Annotated in this window: 15 protein-coding genes and 2 pseudogenes; 7 read left to right on the plus strand and 10 right to left on the minus strand. The window is 43.8% G+C overall.

What is annotated here, in order from left to right; translation table 11 throughout:
• The first annotated feature begins 180 nt into the window (after positions 1–180).
• On the plus strand, positions 181–1,740 hold the full coding sequence (locus B853_RS09875) for a SulP family inorganic anion transporter (protein WP_010449321.1): 1,560 nt from the start codon (positions 181–183) through the stop codon (positions 1,738–1,740).
• A gap of 92 nt (positions 1,741–1,832) precedes the next feature.
• Here B853_RS09875 and B853_RS09880 read toward each other — a convergent pair whose 3' ends face one another.
• On the minus strand, positions 1,833–2,282 hold the full coding sequence (locus B853_RS09880) for a low molecular weight protein-tyrosine-phosphatase (protein ID WP_038887086.1): 450 nt from the start codon (positions 2,280–2,282) through the stop codon (positions 1,833–1,835).
• Positions 2,283–2,399: 117 nt separating this feature from the next.
• On the opposite strand from B853_RS09880, the gene cobO reads away from it, so the two are divergent.
• Positions 2,400–3,005, plus strand: a complete 606-nt coding sequence (gene cobO / locus B853_RS09885) for a cob(I)yrinic acid a,c-diamide adenosyltransferase (protein ID WP_010449325.1) — start codon at positions 2,400–2,402, stop codon at positions 3,003–3,005.
• A gap of 75 nt (positions 3,006–3,080) precedes the next feature.
• Here cobO and B853_RS09890 read toward each other — a convergent pair whose 3' ends face one another.
• The 3 genes from B853_RS09890 to apbC form a co-directional block, all read right to left on the minus strand.
• On the minus strand, positions 3,081–5,168 hold the full coding sequence (locus B853_RS09890) for an AsmA family protein (protein ID WP_038887088.1): 2,088 nt from the start codon (positions 5,166–5,168) through the stop codon (positions 3,081–3,083).
• A gap of 191 nt (positions 5,169–5,359) precedes the next feature.
• Positions 5,360–6,001, minus strand: coding sequence for a uridine kinase (gene udk / locus B853_RS09895; RefSeq protein WP_010449330.1), 642 nt, complete (start codon positions 5,999–6,001; stop codon positions 5,360–5,362).
• A 181-nt stretch (positions 6,002–6,182) separates the two neighbouring features.
• Positions 6,183–7,259, minus strand: coding sequence for an iron-sulfur cluster carrier protein ApbC (apbC, locus tag B853_RS09900; protein ID WP_038887090.1), 1,077 nt, complete (start codon positions 7,257–7,259; stop codon positions 6,183–6,185).
• Positions 7,260–7,475: 216 nt separating this feature from the next.
• Here apbC and metG point away from each other — a divergent pair, with 216 nt between their 5' ends.
• Positions 7,476–9,536 (plus strand): methionine--tRNA ligase, encoded by a 2,061-nt coding sequence (gene metG / locus B853_RS09905; protein ID WP_038887092.1) that lies wholly within the window; start codon positions 7,476–7,478, stop codon positions 9,534–9,536.
• Positions 9,537–10,019: 483 nt separating this feature from the next.
• Here metG and B853_RS09915 read toward each other — a convergent pair whose 3' ends face one another.
• Positions 10,020–10,373 (minus strand): hypothetical protein, encoded by a 354-nt coding sequence (locus tag B853_RS09915; RefSeq protein WP_038887096.1) that lies wholly within the window; start codon positions 10,371–10,373, stop codon positions 10,020–10,022.
• Positions 10,374–10,383: 10 nt separating this feature from the next.
• Positions 10,384–11,457, minus strand: a complete 1,074-nt coding sequence (locus B853_RS09920; protein ID WP_038887098.1) for a hypothetical protein — start codon at positions 11,455–11,457, stop codon at positions 10,384–10,386.
• Between the two features lie 344 nt (positions 11,458–11,801).
• Here B853_RS09920 and B853_RS09925 point away from each other — a divergent pair.
• A pseudogene (locus B853_RS09925) lies at positions 11,802–12,607 on the plus strand (hypothetical protein).
• A 97-nt stretch (positions 12,608–12,704) separates the two neighbouring features.
• Here B853_RS09925 and fadR read toward each other — a convergent pair.
• The gene (gene fadR / locus B853_RS09930; protein ID WP_010449338.1) at positions 12,705–13,544 is read right to left on the minus strand and encodes a fatty acid metabolism transcriptional regulator FadR; all 840 of its coding nucleotides are present in this window, start codon (positions 13,542–13,544) and stop codon (positions 12,705–12,707) included.
• Positions 13,545–14,186: 642 nt separating this feature from the next.
• Between fadR and nhaB the strand changes: the two genes are divergently transcribed.
• Together nhaB and dsbB are read left to right on the plus strand one after the other, a co-directional pair.
• Positions 14,187–15,773 (plus strand): Na(+)/H(+) antiporter NhaB, encoded by a 1,587-nt coding sequence (nhaB, locus tag B853_RS09935; RefSeq protein WP_010449340.1) that lies wholly within the window; start codon positions 14,187–14,189, stop codon positions 15,771–15,773.
• An 83-nt stretch (positions 15,774–15,856) separates the two neighbouring features.
• The gene (gene dsbB / locus B853_RS09940) at positions 15,857–16,393 is read left to right on the plus strand and encodes a disulfide bond formation protein DsbB (RefSeq protein WP_038887102.1); all 537 of its coding nucleotides are present in this window, start codon (positions 15,857–15,859) and stop codon (positions 16,391–16,393) included.
• Positions 16,394–16,478: 85 nt separating this feature from the next.
• Here the strand turns inward: dsbB and B853_RS09945 are convergent, their stop codons facing one another.
• Entirely contained in the window at positions 16,479–17,087 is a 609-nt protein-coding gene (locus B853_RS09945) for an SEC-C metal-binding domain-containing protein (RefSeq protein WP_038887103.1), read from the minus strand.
• A gap of 156 nt (positions 17,088–17,243) precedes the next feature.
• Between B853_RS09945 and dusC the strand changes: the two genes are divergently transcribed.
• The gene (dusC, locus tag B853_RS09950; protein WP_038887105.1) at positions 17,244–18,209 is read left to right on the plus strand and encodes a tRNA dihydrouridine(16) synthase DusC; all 966 of its coding nucleotides are present in this window, start codon (positions 17,244–17,246) and stop codon (positions 18,207–18,209) included.
• A gap of 68 nt (positions 18,210–18,277) precedes the next feature.
• Here the strand turns inward: dusC and B853_RS09955 are convergent, their stop codons facing one another.
• Entirely contained in the window at positions 18,278–19,738 is a 1,461-nt protein-coding gene (locus tag B853_RS09955; RefSeq protein WP_038887107.1) for a sensor domain-containing diguanylate cyclase, read from the minus strand.
• 110 nt (positions 19,739–19,848) lie between these two features.
• Positions 19,849–21,677: pseudogene (malZ, locus tag B853_RS09960) on the minus strand (maltodextrin glucosidase).
• Positions 21,678–21,704: the final 27 nt, after the last annotated feature.

The raw sequence follows: 21,704 nt of genomic DNA on the forward strand, positions 1-21,704 counted from the left end.
TTGAACTTAATCACACTTTTCGGTAGCATTCGCCGACTCAAGTTTTCGACACCATTCTGATGCTGCTCTTTTTTACTACGGTTTGCGCTGAAACGAAGTAACAACTTCGACCACCAGTGCTTGTGCAAATACGAATATGTGTCGAGAGAAATTCATCGCCAAGAGAACTCAATACAAAACATGTTCGAATTCCCTCAATTTTCTAAGCACTCCGTAAAAAACGACGTGCTATCAGGCCTAACTGTTGCATTAGCACTGGTCCCTGAAGCCGTTGCATTTGCATTCGTTGCCGGTGTTGACCCTATGGTCGGCCTGTACGCAGCCTTTATTGTTGGCCTTATCACCTCTATCTTTGGTGGTCGCCCAGGTATGATTTCTGGTGCAACAGGCGCAATGGCCGTTGTTATGGTGTCGCTGGTCGCGACTCACGGCGTTCAATACCTATTTGCTGCTATTATGCTGGCGGGTATTCTTCAGATCGCAGCTGGTCTATTCAAGCTAGGTAAATTCATCCGAATCGTACCTCACCCGGTAATGATTGGTTTCGTAAACGGTCTTGCTATTGTTATCTTCTTAGCACAATTGGGCCAGTTTAAAGCACCAGACATCAACGGCATGCTGACTTGGCTACCACAAGACCAAATGCTGCTAATGCTGGGTCTCGTTGCGCTAACAATGGCGATCATTCACTTCCTACCAAAGCTCACAACTGCGGTACCGTCTTCTCTAGTAGCAATCGTGACGGTGACGGCTCTTGTGGTTGGCTTGGATCTAGAAACGCGTACAGTTGTTGACTTCCTACGTACTATGTCTGGTGACGAAGCAGCGACTTTGGCGGGCTCTCTTCCGACCTTCTCTATTCCAGCTGTACCTTTCACTCTTGAAACACTGCAAATCATCTTGCCTTACGCAATCATTCTTGCGGCTATCGGCCTGATTGAGTCTCTACTGACGCTAACGGTGCTAGATGAAATGACCAACACACGTGGTCAATCTAACCGTGAATGTATTGGTCAAGGTATGGCGAACATGACTTGTTCAGTGTTTGGTGCAATGGGTGGTTGTGCGATGATCGGCCAGTCAATGATCAACGTGAACTCAGGCGGTCGTGGCCGTCTATCAGGTATCGTGGCTGCAATCGCTCTACTGATGTTCATCCTATTTGCTTCTTCGCTGATTGAGATGATCCCTCTAGCCGCGCTCGTTGGTGTAATGTTCATGGTGGTTATCGGCACATTTGAATGGGCGACATTCAAACTGGCACGTCGTGTACCTAAACAAGATTTCTTCGTTATTGTTCTAGTAACAGTTGTGACGGTTCTAACTGACCTAGCGGTTGCGGTTGCAGTGGGCGTTGTAGCATCTGCTCTCATGTTTGCATGGCAACATGCGAAGCATATCTATGCAGATACTCGACTAAATGATGAAGGCTCAAAAGAGTACAAGATTCACGGCCCTATCTTCTTCGGTTCAGCGGCAAACTTCCTAGAACTGTTCAACGCGCACGGCGATCCAAAAGATATTATCGTAGACTTCGCAGACTCTCGCGTAACAGATCACTCCGCAATCGAAGCAATTGAAACTTTGGCAGAGCGCTACGCTGCACTAGGTAAAACACTTCACCTACGTCACTTGAGCCCAGACTGTCGTAAGCTTCTAGATAAAGCTGGTAGCTTGGTAGAAATCAACGTAAAAGAAGACCCAAGCTATAAAGTTGCAACTGACATTCTGGCTGGCTAAGCCGACATAAATTGCAGTTTTTAGCTTTATGAATAATACAAAAAGGGATGAGTAATACTCATCCCTTTTGGTATCTGGCACGTTGTAAATGCTTAGAGCTTCTTCAAAATCGTTTCTGACGCCTCTTCAATCAAATCAAGTACCAATTCAAAGCCTGCATCACCACCATAATATGGGTCTGGGATTTCATTGTAATCAGAACTTGAGTGACTCAAAAACAGTGATACTTTATGGCGATGCTCTCTAGGACAAAGATCGAGAAGATCAGCCAAGTTCGCTTTATCCGCGGCTAGCACCATATCAAACTCCTCAAAGTCCTCTAATGTTACCTTTCGAGAACGCATCCCTTTAAACGAATAACCTCGTTGCTTACCAGCTTGCATCGAACGCGCATCAGGCTGGTTACCGGCGTGGTAGCCAATTGTCCCAGCAGAGTCCACTTCTACAACCACACCCAGCTCCTGCGCTTTTGCTCTTAGCACTGCCTCCCCGGTTGGCGAGCGGCAGATATTTCCCATACAAACAACGAGTAGTTTCTTCATTTTATTCCCTGAATTATCGATGGTTTTTCTTCACGGTATGTTGGTCTATCATAGCGAGATAATTCAATGAACCCAAGTCACCCCGTACAAGGTACAAAAAGGAATTGAGGAAGCCGCATGTCTATCGAAGAAAACAAAGAAGCTCGCCATAAGGCTCGCCAACAAAAAGTAAAACAACAGGTAGACGCCAAGATCGCTGCCGCCCAAGAAGAAAAAGGTTTATTGCTGATCATTACAGGTAATGGCAAAGGTAAATCGACTTCAGGCTTCGGTACTATTGCGCGAGCGGTGGGCCACGGTTTGAAGTGTTCTGTTGCTCAGTTTATCAAGGGGACATGGGACAACGGAGAGCGTAACCTACTTGAAAAGCTCGGTGTTGAGTTCCAAGTGATGGCGACGGGTTTTACATGGGAGACACAAAACAAAACCGCCGATACTGAAGCAGCGCAACTGGTTTGGCAAGAGTGTAAGCGTATGCTCACCGACGAATCGATTGATGTAATTCTATTTGACGAACTGACGTACATGGTGAGCTATGGCTATATCGACCTAGATGAAGTGGTCGAAGCGCTGAACAATCGTCCGAAAATGCAATCTGTCGTCATTACTGGTCGCGGAGCACACCGCACTTTGATTGAAATGGCCGATACAGTATCGGAAGTAAAGAACGTCAAACACGCTTTTGAATCTGGCGTAAAAGCGTTAAAAGGTGTGGATTGGTAATCTATTCATCGTGTAATAAGTAATAAAAAGGGTTGGCACATTGCCAACCCTTTCTCTTTTGGATTTAGACCGCTGTTAATTAAACAAGCCTTTCAATAGACCATCAACGGCTTCTTTGGTCTTCTCATCTTTGATCTTATCCGTTAGCTTCTCTACACCACGGTCAATTTCTTTCTGTGCTTTTTGCTTCAACACATCATCAAAGACCAGCTTAAACTTAGGATCTGCCCACTTACCAGAAACATTGATAGGAATAGTAATGTCCTTCAGTTCATCAATGTTCTTACCGCCCTGACCTTCTAGCGTACCCACAATCGAGGTGCTGATAGTGAAGTCAACCGTTTCATTCAGGTAGTTCGCTTTACCTTTACCACGAACGCGAAGAAGTGGAGACTGCGCTTTCATATTGTCGGTAGAGACTACACCTTTGTTCAACTTCAAGGTCGCTGTCATAGCACTGAAGTCGGTTTTCTTAACTTCATCTGTACCTTCTAGACTTTGACCTTTGAATCGCGCGTAGTTTTCTCGGATCAATTGAGCAACGTTGATGCCATTCACAGCGCCATCGGCAAAATTGATCACGACCGTGCCGGTCAGGTTCTTCTTGATGCCAGTTGGCGTTAAGCTCTTACCACTTACGTTTACATCAATGTTACCCGTACCTTCCAACATGTCGTTGTTGGCTACATCGATCAGCAATGGTTGGATATGGACACCTTTAATTGACTTCTTCGCTGAGTAAGTTGCAGGTGATTTACGTGCGTCTAGCTTAGCGGTTGCAGTAATCGTACCTTGGTACAACTTAGAGCTGAATGAAGTTAGGTCAAAGACACCACGATTGATAGAGAAGCTTGCTTTAACCGCTTCCATCTTCGCGTTAGCCGCTTTGAACTTATCAATCGTAATATCGCCTTTCACATCCAGAGTCTTTAATGCAGATAAGTCTGGTTCAACTTCCGGCCCTGCTGGCGCACTTTCGCCACCGGACGCTGGCTTGTCACTAACCGGTGCTTGTTGATTTAAGCCAAGGAACTCATCTAAGTCGATGTTAGGACTGTGTACAGCAAAGCGAACTTTCGGAATATCGCCTAGAGTCACATCCGCTTTACCATCAAGTGCAATGGCGTTTGCAGTAAGTTTCTCTAGAACAAAGCTCAAGTGGCCCTTAGCCAAATCGAATGAAAGGTCTGAAGCCATATCGACTTTCATTGGTGATTGTGGAAGCGCATCTCCTTCAAACGTTGAGTTCAACGTCAATTTGTTCAATTGCACTTTGCTGATAGCTTTATCGACGTTTAGCTCACCGCCACCTTGCATATCAAGCTTCATGCCACCTGCTTCGCCTTTTAATGCGTAGCTTAGGTTGTTTACTTTATCGAACTCAAACGTGTCTAAACCAATGGTTGCAGATTCAATTTTGTTTGCAGGATCGCGGTAAGTTGCATCAAAGTTGATGTTTTTCAGAGCGTAGCTAGTTAAACCTTTCGCCAGTTTGAAATCCGCTTTACCTTGCGCTGTAAACGTCTGGTCATTCATTTCACCTTTCACGCCGAAGTCTGCCGTTGTCCAGCTATCAAAGGCAAACTGAGAAAGGTTTAAAGAAATATCAGACAGCTTAGTGTAGCTACCCGCTTGCTTGTCTTGGATTTCAACATAGCCATTAGAGATGGTGACGCCAGCCAGATTGATCGTCCAATCAGAAGCCGTGCTCTGTGAATCTACCGCTTGCTCTGGAGTCGCTTCAGTCGTTTTTTCTGCTTGCTGAGTTTGTGCTTTGGTTAGCGCATCAATGTTCTTGGTACCATCTTTCTGCGTTTCAAGATAGAACTCAGCACCATCAAGAGTGACATTCCCAATTTCCAGTTGTTTGCTGAACAGAGGAGTAACGGAAACATCTACACCTACCGTCTCAACTTTAAATAGATTTGGTTGGCTGAAGCCTTGTGGGTTTCTTAATTCAGTGCGACCCAGTTCGAAGCCAATTGATGGGAAAAACTGCCAACTAATGTCCCCTTCAATGACCAGTTCCAAGCCGGTTTGCTTTTGAGCTTGTTCCACAATCAGTGGTTTAAATTGGTTTGGATTAACAAAAATCACTAACCCTAAAATAACAGCCAAAATCGCCACAATTGGGATGGCAATGACTAAGAGCAGTTTCTTCATTCGCTTTTTTCCTTGCTCGGGTGTTTTTACAATTATAAGCGCAGACTTTTTTTATCGCTGACAGTTCCACGAAAGCGTGAAAAATGTCCGATTTTGTATTGCAACTGGCTAATTTAAAAACAAAAAAAAGAAGTGGCACTTAAGGTGCCACTTCTTTATCCAAAAATAAAGCGATATAGCCTTCTAAAGGCTTAAGCTTTCAGAAGTTTTGCAATGTGCGCTTTAAGAACGTCGATTGCGATACGGTTTTTACCACCACGAGGTACGATGATGTCCGCGTATTGCTTAGAAGGTTCGATAAATTGCATGAACATCGGACGAACTGTCTGTTGGTATTGCTTAAGAACCGACTCCATAGTACGGCCACGCTCTTCAACATCACGCTTAACACGACGAAGTAGACAGATATCAAGTGGAGTATCCATAAACACTGTCGCGTGCATTAAATTACGAAGGCGTGGGTCTGTTAGCAGCAAGATACCTTCCAAAATGATTACCTTTTTAGGGGTCATTGGAGTGGTGTTGCTTGTACGAGTGTGCTCTGTGTAGCTGTATTCTGGTACTTCTACAGCCTCGCCACGCACCAACTTCTCTAGGTGTTCACAGAGTAGGTCGTGGTCCAACGCGCTCGGGTGGTCGTAGTTAGTCTTTACACGCTCTTCCATGCTTAGTTGGCTTTGGTCGTTGTAGTAGCAATCTTCCGTGATGACACCGATTTGATGATCGCCCACTTTCTCGCGAAGCTCATTGTAGATTGTGCTCGCGATCAGACTTTTTCCAGAAGCAGAAGCGCCAGCAATACCTACGATGACGCATTGATTATTATCAGACATTAGTTTGCACCCGATGATGATTTTCTAGTCACATAAAAAGATAAACTGCCTGATTATAGGGAGTTCACCCCTTCGTTACTAGTTGGAATTAGGGTTTAGTTATAAGTTTCTATCTACTCAGAGGATTAACCGCCAAGCAAACGTTTAAATGCACAATATTCAACCGGCCTTGATATTAAACTCAGTTCACCATAGTAAAACTGATTGCATCTGGTTTTGCTTTGCCTTGCCAATACATTGTACAACACACACGATCCGCAAGCTGTTTGTAGTAACCGGCATGCTCGCTATCAGAACGTCTTGCCACAGTTGGGATACCCGCATCAATATCTTCTCGCATTGATATATGAAGTGGGATCTGCCCAAGTAACGCCAAACCAAACTCTTGCGACATTTTTTCAGCACCACCCGTGCCAAATATGTGCTCAACCGCTCCGCACTGGCTACAAATGTGATAGCTCATGTTCTCCACGACGCCCACCACTGGTACATTCACTTTATGGAACATCGCAGCACCTTTACGAGCATCAGCCAAAGCTAAGTCTTGCGGCGTAGTAACAAGTACAGTACCTGTTACTGGAATTTGTTGTGACAACGTCAGCTGAATATCCCCTGTACCCGGTGGCATATCAATCACCAAATAATCGAGTTCTGGCCAATCAGTCTCTGTTAGCAATTGTGACAATGCCTTAGAAGCCATCGGCCCCCGCCATATTGCCGCTTCAGCTTTATCTACTAAGTAACCGATAGAATGAGTATAGATGCCATGGGCTAAAATTGGCTCCATCCATTTCGCGTCACGTACTTCAGGCTTTGCGTCTTCTTGACCCAGCATCATCGGTACCGACGGGCCATAAATGTCGGCATCTAACAAACCCACTTTGGCACCTGATTGCGCAATTGCTAGAGCAAGGTTGACTGCTGTCGTCGACTTCCCTACTCCTCCTTTCGCAGAACTGACTGCGATGATGTTCTTAACACCCTTAACTGCATTCTGAACCCCGGTTTCAAGCGCTTTGACACCGAGCTCAATCTGGAACTCAAACGCAGGGACATCACCTGCTGCTTGCTGTTCTTTGATCCAATCGCTCAGCGCATGTTGAAGCTCGTTGCTCGCGAATGGCAAAGTAATTTGGATGCCGCCTAGCGCTGGAATCGCGACCATCCCATGAATATCTGCCCAGTTTTCCACCAACTGCGGATGTTGGAACTGGTTAAGCCAATGACAAAAGTCTTGTTTTGAAGTGAACTGGTGCATGACGCCTCCTTTATACCTAAATGACCTCAAAGTGCTTAGGCCTTTTCGCATCTTGAAGTCACTTGGGTATAACACTCTAATCGTAGCACCCAGAGACAAGATTCAGAACCCCAAAAAAACTAAGGCAATCCATGGTTTGATACCTTGGCGTTAGGAAGCTCATGGGGTAGTATTACTCTCTATTTTTTTATACCTATCAAAAAGCGATTATTAAGTATGGCAAACGATCCAAGAAAACTGCTGGTAACTTGTGCCCTTCCGTACGCTAATGGTTCGATTCACCTAGGTCATATGCTTGAACATATTCAAGCTGACATCTGGGTTCGCTACCAACGCCTACGCGGCAACACTGTAAACTTCATCTGTGCTGACGATGCTCACGGCACGCCAATCATGCTAAAAGCACAACAGATGGGTATTACGCCAGAAGAGATGATCGCTGCAGTAAGCGAAGAGCATCAAAAAGACTTCGCTGGCTTTGATATTAGCTTTGATAACTACCACAGCACACACTCAGAAGAGAACCGTGAGCTAGCTTCTCACATCTACCTAGAGCTTAAGAAAAACGGTTTTATCTCTAGCCGTACTATCTCTCAGCTGTTTGATCCTGAGAAAGAAATGTTCCTACCAGACCGTTTCGTAAAAGGTACTTGTCCTAAGTGTAAGTCAGAAGACCAATACGGTGACAACTGTGATAACTGTGGTGAGACGTACAGCCCAACTGAACTGATTAATCCTAAATCAGCAGTATCTGGCGCGACTCCAGTAATGAAAGACTCTGAGCACTTCTTCTTCGACCTACCTCAGTTCGAAAGCATGCTAAAAGAATGGACACGCTCTGGTTCACTACAAGCCGAAACGGCAAATAAAATGCAAGAGTGGTTCGAGTCTGGCCTGCAGCAGTGGGATATCTCACGTGATGCACCTTACTTCGGTTTTGAAATCCCAGGCGAGAAGAACAAATTCTTCTATGTATGGCTAGACGCACCTGTAGGTTACATGGCTTCTTTCAAGAACCTATGTAACAAAACTGAAGGTCTGGACTTCGATGAGTACTGGAAGAAAGACAGCACAACTGAGCTTTACCACTTCATCGGTAAAGACATCGTTTACTTCCACTCTCTATTCTGGCCAGCGATGCTAGAAGGCAGTGGTTTCCGTAAGCCAAACAACGTATTCGTACACGGCTACGTTACAGTAAACGGCGCGAAAATGTCTAAGTCGAAAGGCACGTTCATCAAAGCAGCAACATACCTAGATCACCTAGATCCAGAGTGTCTACGTTACTACTACGCAGCTAAGCTAAACAGCCGTATCGATGACCTAGACCTTAACCTTGAAGACTTCACTCAGCGCGTTAACGCTGACGTAGTAAACAAGATTGTTAACCTAGCATCTCGTAACGCTGGCTTCATCTCTAAGCGCTTTGAAGGCAAACTATCTGCTAACTTCGCAGAAACTGAGCTATATAACGAGTTCACAGCGGCCGCTGACCGTATCGCAGAACTATACGAAACGCGTGAGTTCGGTCGTGCAATCCGTGAAATCACAGCACTGGCTGATAAAGCAAACCAATACGTTGATGAAAAAGCACCGTGGGTTGTTGCTAAAGAAGAAGGTAAAGACCAAGAGCTACAAGACATTTGTTCTGTTGGTATCAACCTATTCCGCGTTCTGATGACTTACCTGAAACCAGTAATGCCAGAGCTTGCTGCACGTACTGAAGCGTTCCTAAACGAAGAACTAACTTGGGAAGGTATCGCTGCGCCGCTAACTGATCACGAGATCACTAAGTTCAAAGCACTATTCAACCGCATCGATCCTAAGAAGGTTGAAGCGATGATTGAAGCATCTAAAGAAGATGCAGCAGCAGAAGTTGCAGCACAAGAGAAAGCAGAAGCTGAAAAGAACAAAGCGAGCCAAACTGAGCTAGACAAGGATCCAATCGCAGAAGAGATTGAATTTGACGCTTTCGCAGCCGTTGATATGCGTATCGCGCGCATCATCTCGTGTGAAGAAGTGCCAAAAGCAAACAAGCTGCTTAAATTCCAACTAGACATCGGCGGCGAAACTCGTCAGGTGTTCTCTGGCATTAAGTCAGCGTACAAACCTGAAGAGCTAGAAGGCAAGCTAACCGTAATGGTTGCTAACCTAAAGCCTCGTAAGATGAAGTTTGGTATGTCTGAAGGCATGATCCTCGCAGCGGGCCCTGGTGGCAGCGACCTATGGATCCTTGAGCCGCACGAAGGTGCTCAACCAGGTATGCGTGTAATGTAATGCTCTTCGCATAAAAGAAAGGCTTAACTAGTTCAGTTAAGCCTTTTTTACAACGAGAGAAAATTACTTAGTGCAACCTATACTCTTCGGGTCCCCAAGTAATGATCGCACCACACACAAGGAAAAGCACAAAGCTGATGCTTACAACATACGTAAGTACTCTATCAAACGTTGTTGCGTATTTTAGTATTAGTTGGTCATCCACAAGTGATACTTTAGCTGGCTTTCCTCGCATCAATACTGATGTGTACATAGGAAATCTAAACCCCCACCCATTTCTGTCCCAACCAATAGGGTCATGACCATCCCGCAACATTTTTTTCTCAATCCGCTTTACCGATATACGAATAAAAAGCAAGGTACTCACTAGCCAAGTGCATCCAATAATCATGTTTACAATATCAAAATAAAACACTTTGCTCCCTAGAGCAGGATTTGGCCTTTCAACTAGGCTTGTACTCACCGTTATACAGAGCCCTGCACTTAACTGGTTTTCACTCTGTACTCTTCAGGCCCCAACCCCATTACTGCTCCCAAAGCAAGTGCCATCACGAAGCTTATTGTGACAATATACGCAAGCACTCGGTCAAAGACTGTCGCATACTTTAGAATAAGTTTGTCTTCTACCAGCGATACTTTCGCAGGTTTACCTCGCATCAACACTGAGGCGTACATAGGAAATCTAAAACCCCACCCATTTCTGTCCCAGCCAATTGGATCATGACCATCCTGCAATATTTTTGTCTCAATCCGCTTTGCTGATACACGAATAAAAGCCAATGTGCTCAGTAACCATGTCCAACCAACAATCATCACTATAAGATCGAAATAAAACACAATTACTCCTTTAAAACCAATTTACTTTAGAGCTAGTTTCATAGGTTTTTTCTGCTAAACCTTGCCCAAACCAATCACCCATTTTTGCAGCCGCATAGCCAGCCCCTAACCCAACACCAATAAGTACTACAATACCCAGTGGCCCCGCTGCTAACGCAATCCCCATACCTGCCGTTACAACTTTTGCGGTCGTCCAAGCCCCTGCAGCATTACTTGCTCCGAAGCCTGCGACTTCCATCACCGCTTTTTTTTGCCAATCTTTACCATTACTCTTCGCATTACGAACGTTGTTGAATCTAACACCTGCATCTATGGCAATAATCTTTTTTCCAATGACATCAGAGCCAACCTCTAGTGCTCTAACAGAACGTATATTGGCCAGAGACGTGAGTTGAAGCTTGCTTGAGTTCCTGCCGCTTTTGGCAATATTTATTCCTCGTTCAGGATTACTCCAGATATTGCCTTTACTACTCTTAACTCGCCCTGAGTAATGAGTCAGCTCTTTTAGAAACTGCTTGTTTAAAGAGTCATGTGCAAACTTAACTTTGTTGCCTAGTTTCAGAAGTTCAGTTTTCTTGGCTCCACTTTTAGCAGCAAGTCGTACATTGATCAGCGCATTTTGATAGCTGAGCAACGCTTTACCAAAGTTACTCATCCTAGCCTGTTTTTCATTGATCGCGGTCGCCGCAGCTCCAGCTGCGGTGTATTCATCCAACTTTCCGCCCATAACGGTATTAGTTGCATCTAAGAACGGCTTAATTTCTTTTTCATAGATGTATGCTATTGCCTGTAAGTTTTCATCGCCAAATTCGCTAGAAAGGTAGGCCACATTTCTTTTCGTTTCTTGAGACCAACTCTTCACTGTGTCAAGAGCACATGCAATATCTGGCCTATCATTCCTAATTTTCTCTACAGAATTAGACGAATTATTACTTAGAATGAACGGGGTCCCAGCAGGGATAAAGGTGCCGAGTATATGCGGATTGTCTTTTCTAAACTGGCTGTAGGCTGTTTTGTTTTTGGCATCTACAGGTAACTTTGACTTTGGTGTTGTACTAAAACAAATTTCAAGCGCGTTGGACAAAGTAATTCCCTCTATTGTTCACATAAACAACCCATAGCATATACAAATAGATCATCATTTAGCCTACCGGCATTGTGACTTGAATCGAGGGTTCCTGCGCAATTAAATGCAATTAGAAAACTTTGCGACTTTAGAACTAGCACTAATTTCATCCAATCAGGAAAGGTATACACAACTGCGATGTAATTTGACCAAATTCACACTTTTGGTGAAATCGCGCACCAAATTCGGACATTTCATTATTAACAATTTACATAAGCTACTGTTTTAAAATGTTTTAATTATTGGCATCAAAGCTGCTCTTACTTAGTTGCTAGGTCAACAGCACTAACAAGGAGTTGGTTATGTTTGTTTTGATTTCTACTTTGATCTCGATTGCCATTCTGGCTGGGATCTATCATTTAGCTGCGAAGCGGGAGAAACAACACGCTCGCAAGTATCAATTACTCACGTTATTACGCGATGTCGTCCATCTATTGCGTCGCCATCGAGCAGTAACCCACTACTCTATTCAATACCAACAAAATCACGAAAAAGAGATAGAGCAAATTCATCAAGAACTAGGCTATAAATTGCACCAGCTAGTGGAAACCTCTCGCTTTGAGAACAAACCCATGTATCGCGTGCTGCAAATCAAAGTCGACAAGTTGATAGAGCAATGGCAAGACAACACCGTAGCACGCAATCAGATGGAGCATGGTAAATTGATTCGCCATAGTTTGTTTTTGATGGATGAGGTCACTATTGCATGGCTCGCTATTGCCCAAAGAGACGAGTTGTATGACGAGTACCACATGAACTGGCAAACTGTAATTGATAGCTTAGAGACATTGACACAACTGCGTATCAGCATTCAGGACATGGAAGATAGAGGCGGCCCTGAACGAATGAGAAACTATGCGTCAGTGATGATTAGAAGGCTTAACCAGTTGGCAGTCATTAGCCTTTGAGCCTTGCCTCGCCAACATCGACCAAATCGATTCAGTCACTGAACGATTACATTGAAGGTGAAGTACTCGCCTTAAGCGAAGAAGAACTCTATGACATCACCTCGGACTTATCCCTATCCGTGTTTAACACCTACGACCAAATGCTTTCGGACATCATAGAAACCCTCTACTTACCTTTACCCAGATTGTCCCTAGCTTAATCATCGGATTGCTCGCTTGAGACACTCTCAATACCAACAAAAAACCGCAGGTATATGCCTGCGGTTTTATTTTGAAATCGTTGAATTCAAGAATTGATTAGCTGTCGTCTTCTGTGAAGTTGGTTGGCAACTCTTGCTTCATCTCGTTCCAAATTTGCGCACTCTCCATACCATAGTGACGAATCACAATTGGTAGTTGATCACGCTGACCCGTCTCACACGTTTCTAGAAGCTGACGGTAAAAACGTAGCGCTAAATCACGTGACGCTGGGTTTGAGAAGTAGTAGCTACCCACTCGATCATAAAGCTTTCTCAGGCCATTAAAGATAAGACCGTAGATCTGGTTGCCAGAATGGAACGCTAAACGCTGGAACAACATGTAATCGTAGAAGTTGAACGTCTTCGCGATCAAGATTTCTTGGCGTTTCGCTTCGTCTTTCTCGTTGTCTTCTTTTACGCTTTGCAGGATCTTGTCTGCATATGGAGAAGCTGCGATAAATTCATCCCATGAAGAGGCACTGACAAGCGCTTCACACGACTCAATCACGTTCTGGATAGTACGCTCAGACGCTTCTTTGTTTGCTTTGAATGCATAACGCATGAAGATTGGACTGATGTTAGTACGCGCAGCGAGCAGGTCTTCAACGATGTTCGTTGCGTTATCCACATCAAGTGTCATTAGCGTATCCAAGATATGCAGACCAGACGTCTCCATAAACTGGTTAACTTTCGTTGGCTTACCGTGTTGGATAGTTAACCAGCCATCACGAGCTAAACGTTGCAATACTTCACGTAATGTCGTTCTCGTTACACCGATTAATTCAGAAAGCTCACGCTCAGCGGGTAAAATGGAGCCAGGAGGAAAACGGCCGTTCCAAATGCTCTCGATAATGTATTTTTCTGCGAATCCCGCAGGGCTTTTCGCCTTTATGACCATTCTACTTTTTATCCAATTATTGATTTCACTGGGTCGATAAGACTCATCATACCACTAGTTAGCGATTTGAGAAAATTTACGATCAATAAATGAAACGAAGTTTAAATATAGAGTTAACACTCTATTTGTTTCATCAAATTGCTATTGGTAATTTATGAAGCCAAAGACGTGAAATTCATATTTTAAATTCCCGCTACAGGGCACAAAGCAAGCTGTAATAAAGCATTATTGATCACATTTTTTAGATCAAAATATGCAAAATAAAATTGTGCCTAATGGTTAATGTTCTTTATTAATTTATCTTTTCTCGTCATTGAACGTAAATTAAAATCCAAGGTGAATTTTTATAAGCTTTTCATGATATAGTAACGCCGTTTTGATCGCGTTATTACAATTAAAAAGCCGTTTTAGTCGGTAGCATTAAGTTTTGTTGTTGACTATTGATTGACTGAGTGTAGAGTTGCGGTCGAAAGTGAGCGGTGCTTGAGTTTCAGGGGAAGTAACTTGGCAAGACTACAAGAGAACAAAGGATTGTTGTTTTACTAAGTTATTGTTTAAAAAGGCTAACTAATAAGCCTAATGAACAGAAGCTGAAGCACTATTGTAGTGTCTATTCATAATTTTGTTATAAAGAGAATTATCATGCCGATATCGCTCGGAAACGCCTTTATCAAGAACTTTCTTGGTAAGGCGCCTGATTGGTACAAAGTTGCCATTATAGCCTTCCTAATTGTTAACCCAATTGTATTCTTTCTAATTGATCCATTCGTAGCTGGTTGGTTGTTAGTTGCTGAATTTATTTTCACTCTAGCAATGGCTCTAAAATGCTACCCACTGCAACCGGGCGGTCTTCTAGCAATAGAAGCGGTTGCGATTGGAATGACAAGCCCTGCACAGGTGAAGCATGAGCTTGTAGCCAATATTGAGGTGCTCCTACTACTTGTATTTATGGTAGCGGGTATCTACTTCATGAAGCACCTTTTGCTATTCATCTTTACGAAGATATTGCTTGGTATTCGTTCAAAAACTTTACTTTCACTCGCTTTTTGTTTTGCAGCTGCATTTCTTTCAGCTTTCTTAGATGCTTTGACAGTAATTGCCGTTGTTATTAGCGTTGCGGTTGGTTTCTACTCGATTTACCACAAAGTTGCTTCTGGTAACCCAATTGGAGACCACGACCATACTCAAGATGACACCATCACAGAACTAACCCGTGATGACCTAGAAAACTATCGTGCATTTCTACGTTCGTTACTAATGCATGCTGGTGTTGGTACCGCGCTAGGTGGTGTAACTACTATGGTTGGTGAACCACAAAACCTGATTATTGCCGATCAAGCAGGTTGGTTATTTGGCGAGTTTCTAATTCGCATGTCACCTGTGACACTACCTGTATTTATCTGTGGTTTGATCACTTGTGCGGTTGTTGAAAAGCTAAAAGTATTTGGCTATGGAGTAAAACTTCCTGACAACGTCCGTCAAATCCTCGTTGATTTCGATCGTGAAGAACGTAAGACACGTACAAACCAAGACGTGGCTAAGCTTTGGGTTCAAGGCCTTATTGCAGTTTGGCTGATCGCCGCTCTCGCACTTCACCTAGCCGCCGTTGGCCTAATTGGTCTATCAGTTATCATCCTTGCAACATCGTTTACCGGAGTAATCGAAGAGCACTCAATGGGTAAAGCGTTTGAAGAGGCACTGCCATTTACAGCGCTGTTAGCAGTATTCTTTGCTGTCGTTGCCGTTATCATTGACCAAGAGCTATTCAAGCCTGTTATTGACGCAGTACTTGCTGTCGAGGACAAAGGCGCTCAGCTTGCTTTGTTCTACGTAGCAAACGGACTATTATCTATGGTTTCGGATAACGTATTCGTTGGTACGGTATACATCAATGAAGTGAAAACGGCTCTCATGGAAGGCCTAATTACACGTGAACAATTTGATCTACTAGCAGTGGCAATTAACACTGGTACTAACCTACCTTCAGTTGCGACTCCAAACGGTCAAGCTGCTTTCCTATTCTTGCTAACTTCAGCACTGGCACCGTTGATTCGTCTATCTTACGGTCGCATGGTAGTAATGGCACTGCCATACACCGTTGTATTGGCTTTGGTTGGTTTGATGGGAATTATGTTCTTCCTAGAACCAGCAACAGCTTCTTTCTACGACGCGGGCTGGATCGTTCCGCACAGTGGTGATATCGCTCCGGCAGTATCTAGCGGCCATTAAAATTTGGTTGATTAAGAAACTTATCCACGTTAAAAAGCTCTGAGTATTCAGAGCTTTTTAATTTCATCAATAGGATATTACTTGTGACTATTTTTGCATCACTGAATGACTTCTCGAAGGGACGCTTATCTTGGCTTCTTCTTCTTATCGCAATCGTTTTTTTCGAAGCCTGTGCATTATTCTTCCAACACGTGATGATGCTTGAACCTTGCGTTATGTGTGTTTATGAGCGTGTCGCCATGATGGGAATCGGCGCAGCTGCAATGATTGGTCTTATTGCACCCAATAACCCTCTTGTACGTTGGGTGGCATTGGCGGCATGGGGAGCAAGTGCTTATAAAGGTTTGATGCTGGCGATGCAGCATGTCGACTACCAGTTCAATCCATCACCATTTGCAACTTGTGATCTGTTTGTTACCTTCCCTAGCTGGGCACCTTTAAATCAATGGGTTCCGTGGATGTTTGAAGCATATGGTGACTGTGCGAAGATCGTGTGGCAGTTCCTTGGCCTTTCTATGCCTCAGTGGCTTGTAGTGATTTTCGCGGGTAACCTAATTGCTTTTGCCTTTATCGTGATCGCTCAATTCTTTGGTGGTAAGCGCAAAAACCCAATTCAATAATTGATGAGCCTTAAACTCTGATTTCTAACGACATTACACAAAAAAGCCGACTACAAGTCGGCTTTTCTTTTTATCTGTATATCTGTTATTTACCGCAGCATTGCTTAAATTTCTTACCGCTTTCACATGGGCAAAGATCGTTACGACCCACCCCTTTGAATGGGTTTAAGCTCTTTGATTTTTTTCCTACCATCAACTCATCAGCACCAAGTGCGACTTCGTTGATCATAAGATCAAACTGCTCGATGAAATCCGTTAGCGCAGGCGGGGTTTCAATACCCGCATCACGCATCTGCTGTTGCGTTTGCTCTTCATCAATTGCCAACATCATCGTTGTTAACAATGCCTGTAGCATGCGTTCAAGGCCATCGTTCAGTACCACATCATGCCACTGCTCTTCAATCATCGGCCAAACGGACATAAAGCCTTCAGCAAAATCAGCTAACTGCTCTGGTTTGTTTTCCGTAAGTGCAAGAATAGAGTACTCGTTACGCAATATGTAGTTGTGCTGCTTGTGAATCTGCTCTTCAATGACTGGCTGAATCGCTTTAAAACCCTCACCTAGAAGAGGCTCTAGCCATGTTTCAGGTGCTAAGGGTTTCGTGGTCAGGTTAGCAGCCAGTACCGCGCCTTCCATAAACAGTGAAGATTCGTCGATTTGAACTTCACCTTTCTCAATTAATGTGTATTGCATGACATCTGGTTTCCCATGAATTTGGCGGCATTATACCCTAGAGTTTATAAGATGCTAGTTGATGTCACTCGATGCTGATGAGTCTTTTAATGACAAACTTCACGCACATCGCTACAATCGCCCTCCTTTTTACCACCAAACTGTATTAGGCAAGCTATGCGAGTTGTATTAGGCCCGATGGAAGGCGTTTTGGACCATTTGATGCGCCAAATCCTAACCGAGATAAACGACTATGATCTTTGTGTGACAGAGTTTGTTCGAGTCATCGACCAACTGTTACCTGATCACGTATTCCATCGTCTGTGCCCTGAGCTTCTGCAAGACTCGCAAACCGCATCTGGCGTACCCGTTCACGTGCAACTTCTTGGCCAAGAGCCAAACTGGATGGCAGAGAACGCGATCAAAGCAGCTGAACTTGGCGCTCGCGGTATTGATTTGAACTTTGGTTGTCCCGCTAGATTGGTCAACAGAAGTAAAGGTGGTGCAGCCCTACTCCAGCATCCTGACCTAATTCACAACGTTGTAAAAGCATGTCGCGACGCGGTGCCTGCTGATATCCCTGTTACCGCGAAAATTCGCCTAGGCTGGGAAAATCCAGGGGACTGCTTTGAGATCGTTGATGCGATTCAATCAGCTGGCGCGAATGAACTGACTGTCCACGCACGTACGAAAGAGGGTGGTTACAAGGCATCTGAGATCAAATGGGAATACATAACTAAAATTCGTGAACGTTTTGATATCCCCTTAATTGCCAATGGCGAGATTTGGAACTACGAAGACGGACAACGCTGTATTGCAACGACAGGTGTTGACTCTTTAATGGTATGCCGTGGTGCATTTAATATTCCGAACCTTGGCAATATGGTGAAATACAACCACCAGCCGATGGCTTGGAATGAAGTGGTAGATTTGCTGATTTACTACTCACAGTTTGAAATGAAAGGCGATAAAGGTTTGTATTATCCAAACCGCGTAAAACAATGGTTTGCGTACTTGCGCCAATCTTACCCTGAAGCGAACGAACTATTCCGAGAGATCCGTACGTTTAATAAAGCAGCACCAATCGTTGAACATATCCAACGCTACCGTGATGAGCTACAAGCACGCCTCAATGTAGCTTAAAAACTTGACCTCTCTGTGTGTTAAAAAGGGCGATTAGATCGCCCTTTTCAATACTAAGATTTGTTGCGCTAGTAACAGATTTTGTTCTTTCCTGTTGTTTTCGCTTCGTACAGTTTTTCATCAGCAACTTTGAAAAGCTCATCAAAGCTCGCTAACTGAGTCGAGCCTTTCACAACAACCCCACCAGAAACCGTAAATCCTTCCTTTATTACTTTATTTGAACTTGCTGCAATTGAATCCGCAACTCGTTGAAGAATGAGCTTCATACATTCAATATCTTCATCGTAGATTGCTAGAACAAACTCTTCACCACCGAACCGAGAAGCGACATCAGTGTGGCGAATATTTTCTTTAATGGCTCTCGCGACAGCCTTAATCGCATCATCGCCAACATCGTGGCCATAAGTATCATTAATAGATTTAAAGTTATCGATATCAAATACGGCTAAGGCAATATTCTTTTTCGTGATTTTATTGCGCCAGACCGCTTCCATTCCGCGACGGTTCAATAAACCTGTCATTGGATCTTTCGCTGCAAGCTCTTCAAAATAACGACTTTCTGTACGAGCATTGACTAAAAATAGAGCGACGGTACTCAGTACATAAATAAAGAACGCAACGGCGACACTGTACTTCTCAAATACAAGTAAGTTCTTAAACTCATCCAAAATATTGTATTCATAGAAGATTTTATGATTTGAGCTTAAACGTTCGTGCTCTAAAGCCTCTACTCTCAAAACGTTGTCAGGCATGCTCATTACATTAGAAATGACATGCAACTTGCCCGCTAAGTTGTCCGTCGTTTTGAGTAAGGCGTCGACATCAAAATCAATCGACAACACACCTTGATGTTCGCCTTTCTCATAAATTGGCACGGTTAGGCTAATAACCTGACCGTCATGTCGGTCCAACATAGGTGCGGGGCCAGACATAGTCACTTTCACGGTATCCTGAGCTGTTTTCTGCCAAAACGGTCTTGCTTTCAACGTACTCCAAAGCTCTTGAGTAAAGTACTTTGCGTACGTTTCTGGAGAGGAAATAACGTAGCCTCTCTGATCGATATAGTGGATACCAAGAATGTGCGATTCAATATCATGAAGGAATGAAAGGGAAGGAGCAAAACCCGCTTTTTTTTCAGCCACCTTGAACAGATCACTTCCCGGTTCACACAGTTCTTTTTGACCAACAACCATGTAGTCCAGCTCAACAGCCGGCAGTCCACCTGAATGGGTATTCTCTAGAAGCAATACATCAATAGGCCATACATAACACAAATCATTTTCTAGCATATGATTGTGTTCTTTAAATAATGGATGGGCAGGATTTGAATAATTGACGAAGCTATAATCTAGAGCTGTCAGAACTTTAACTGCACGATTGACCGCTCGGTCGATTTTAGCGTATTCCAAGTCGATGTAGCGATTCATCGCATCATAGTAGTTTTTGGCTGTCACTAGCATGACAACACAGAGCAAAAACAGAGGGAAGAAGATGACAAACTTGAGGCTGAATCGCCTTTGATTACCCATTGAATACCACGACTGATTATTATTTACCCTGAATAGCTTAAGCCATTCAGGGGCTGTTTATAGTTTTTAATTTAAGTATTCATAAATTTTAATAAATTAGGTGCTAAGTGTCACTTCACTTGCCATAAACTAGACGTTAAAGGTGTGATCTTGACAGAAAAATGACGCCTATAATCAACTTTATCGCCAGTTTCGCAAAGCTGAAGCAAGTGTTTAGCATTTAAGCCAAGTTTCCATAACGGAATATCAATCAATTGCACATCTTCACTAAAATTCAATGCAACAATTACAGCTTCACTCCCCAGCTGTCTTGCAAAGACCAATACATCATCAGACGCATATAACCACTGAAGACTACCTGATTGTAAACATGGGTAGTTCCTACGTATGGCAATCCAACGCTTATAGATTGGCAACCATTTGGACTTTGCAACCTCTTCCCAAGGGAAACAGCGTCTGTTATCCGGATCCAAACCGCCTTCTAGGCCAACTTCACTGCCATAATAAACACATGGTACTCCTACGTACGTCATCAGCATGATTAATGCTAATTCCATCCGTTTGTTGTCCCCTTTAATCAGAGAAAGAAAGCGCGCAGTATCGTGGCTGTCCAACTGATTCAGTTGGGATAGTTGGTTGTGCCAAGGAATTTTTGCTCTTGCTTCATCTAACCATTCTTTAAAATCCAGTCCACCAATCATGATCGGGTCATAAGCAATATCTTTTTTAGCTACAAATGCTCGCACTGGATGGGCAAAACCATAGTAGTTCATCGCTCCATCCTCTTGGCCGCCTTGCAGCCATTGCGTCGCCTCAAAGAAGTGTTCACCTAACACATACGCATTAGGGTTGGTTGATTTGGTTGCTTGACGGAAAGCTTCCACATAGTGCGCGTTGTTTTTCGCACCATCGCCTTCACCCAACATATGAATGACATCAAAACGCCAACCATCGACAGAATATGGTGGTTTGAGCCAATATTTGATTACGGCCTCTTCACTTTGATAGATGTAATCGCGCACCTGCTCATTTTCAAAGTTCAGAACGGGTAGGCTAGCAATACCTTTCCAGCCAATGTAATTATTGGTTTCTCCCTCGAAGAAGTAATAGTCACGAAAATCTGAATTTGGGTTTCCATACGCCCCAAGACCTTCTTGTTTTATATCGAACCAAGGGTGCTCCACTGAGGTGTGATTAAATACCGCATCCAAAACTACCTTCATTTGCTTGCCATGAATTCGTTCACACAAATCTGCAAACAGTTCATTGCTTCCAAACATTGGATCGATCGTGAAATAATCCGTAGTGTCATATTTATGATTACTTGGTGCAGTAAAAATTGGGTTGAAGTACAACGCTGTCACACCCAACTCATCCAAGTAATCAAGCTTCTGCTCAACACCTTTTAAATCACCACCGAAAAACTCTCTTGCGCCCGTATTTTGGTGAGACCCAACCGCCTCCCCCCCCAAGGTTTTACTAAAATTTCTGGGTCGTATTGAGCGTAAGCATTTCGAATCGATTTCTCATCTTGGCTAGCCGCAAAGCGATCAGGAAATATCTGGTAGAAGACCTGTTCTTGCACCCAGCGAGGAGGTTGAGACTGCGTGTTCAACTTAAAGTGGAACTCTTTCGGCGGCATACGCTTATGCACGCCTCTGCCATCAAGCCAAAGCTGGTGGTTGCCTTTGATCAGCTTGAACACATAATGGGTGACGTCACGGTCTCGGTTCGCTGCAAATTGTGCTTGCCACAGCTGAAGCTCACCAGCATTACCACAAGGCTTCATCTCTAGGAGGTATTCTTCGTTGTCTGGTTCACAGCGTACATACACGCTATCAAACTCGATGTTTTCGGTTTTCAAAATGACGGTAAGCCGTTCACCATCAAAAACAAGGCCATCTTCAGTTTGGCTATGGAAGATAAATGGAAGGGTCATGGTAAGCGCTCTTAGTATTGGAATATT

Origin of the sequence: Vibrio rotiferianus CAIM 577 = LMG 21460 (genome assembly GCF_002741985.1) — a bacterium.
In the GTDB taxonomy this organism is placed as follows: Bacteria; Pseudomonadota; Gammaproteobacteria; order Enterobacterales; family Vibrionaceae; genus Vibrio; species Vibrio rotiferianus.

Bases quoted from the DNA above. Each gene is read 5' to 3' on its own strand.
- metG (WP_038887092.1), top strand. From the start codon at position 7,476: ATGGCAAACGATCCAAGAAAACTGCTGGTAACTTGTGCCCTTCCGTAC.
- B853_RS09955 (WP_038887107.1), bottom strand. From the start codon at position 19,738: ATGGGTAATCAAAGGCGATTCAGCCTCAAGTTTGTCATCTTCTTCCCT.
- cobO (WP_010449325.1), top strand. From the start codon at position 2,400: ATGTCTATCGAAGAAAACAAAGAAGCTCGCCATAAGGCTCGCCAACAA.
- B853_RS09945 (WP_038887103.1), bottom strand. From the start codon at position 17,087: ATGCAATACACATTAATTGAGAAAGGTGAAGTTCAAATCGACGAATCT.
- dusC (WP_038887105.1), top strand. From the start codon at position 17,244: ATGCGAGTTGTATTAGGCCCGATGGAAGGCGTTTTGGACCATTTGATG.
- nhaB (WP_010449340.1), top strand. From the start codon at position 14,187: ATGCCGATATCGCTCGGAAACGCCTTTATCAAGAACTTTCTTGGTAAG.
- udk (WP_010449330.1), bottom strand. From the start codon at position 6,001: ATGTCTGATAATAATCAATGCGTCATCGTAGGTATTGCTGGCGCTTCT.
- fadR (WP_010449338.1), bottom strand. From the start codon at position 13,544: ATGGTCATAAAGGCGAAAAGCCCTGCGGGATTCGCAGAAAAATACATT.
- B853_RS09890 (WP_038887088.1), bottom strand. From the start codon at position 5,168: ATGAAGAAACTGCTCTTAGTCATTGCCATCCCAATTGTGGCGATTTTG.
- B853_RS09875 (WP_010449321.1), top strand. From the start codon at position 181: ATGTTCGAATTCCCTCAATTTTCTAAGCACTCCGTAAAAAACGACGTG.
- apbC (WP_038887090.1), bottom strand. From the start codon at position 7,259: ATGCACCAGTTCACTTCAAAACAAGACTTTTGTCATTGGCTTAACCAG.
- B853_RS09880 (WP_038887086.1), bottom strand. From the start codon at position 2,282: ATGAAGAAACTACTCGTTGTTTGTATGGGAAATATCTGCCGCTCGCCA.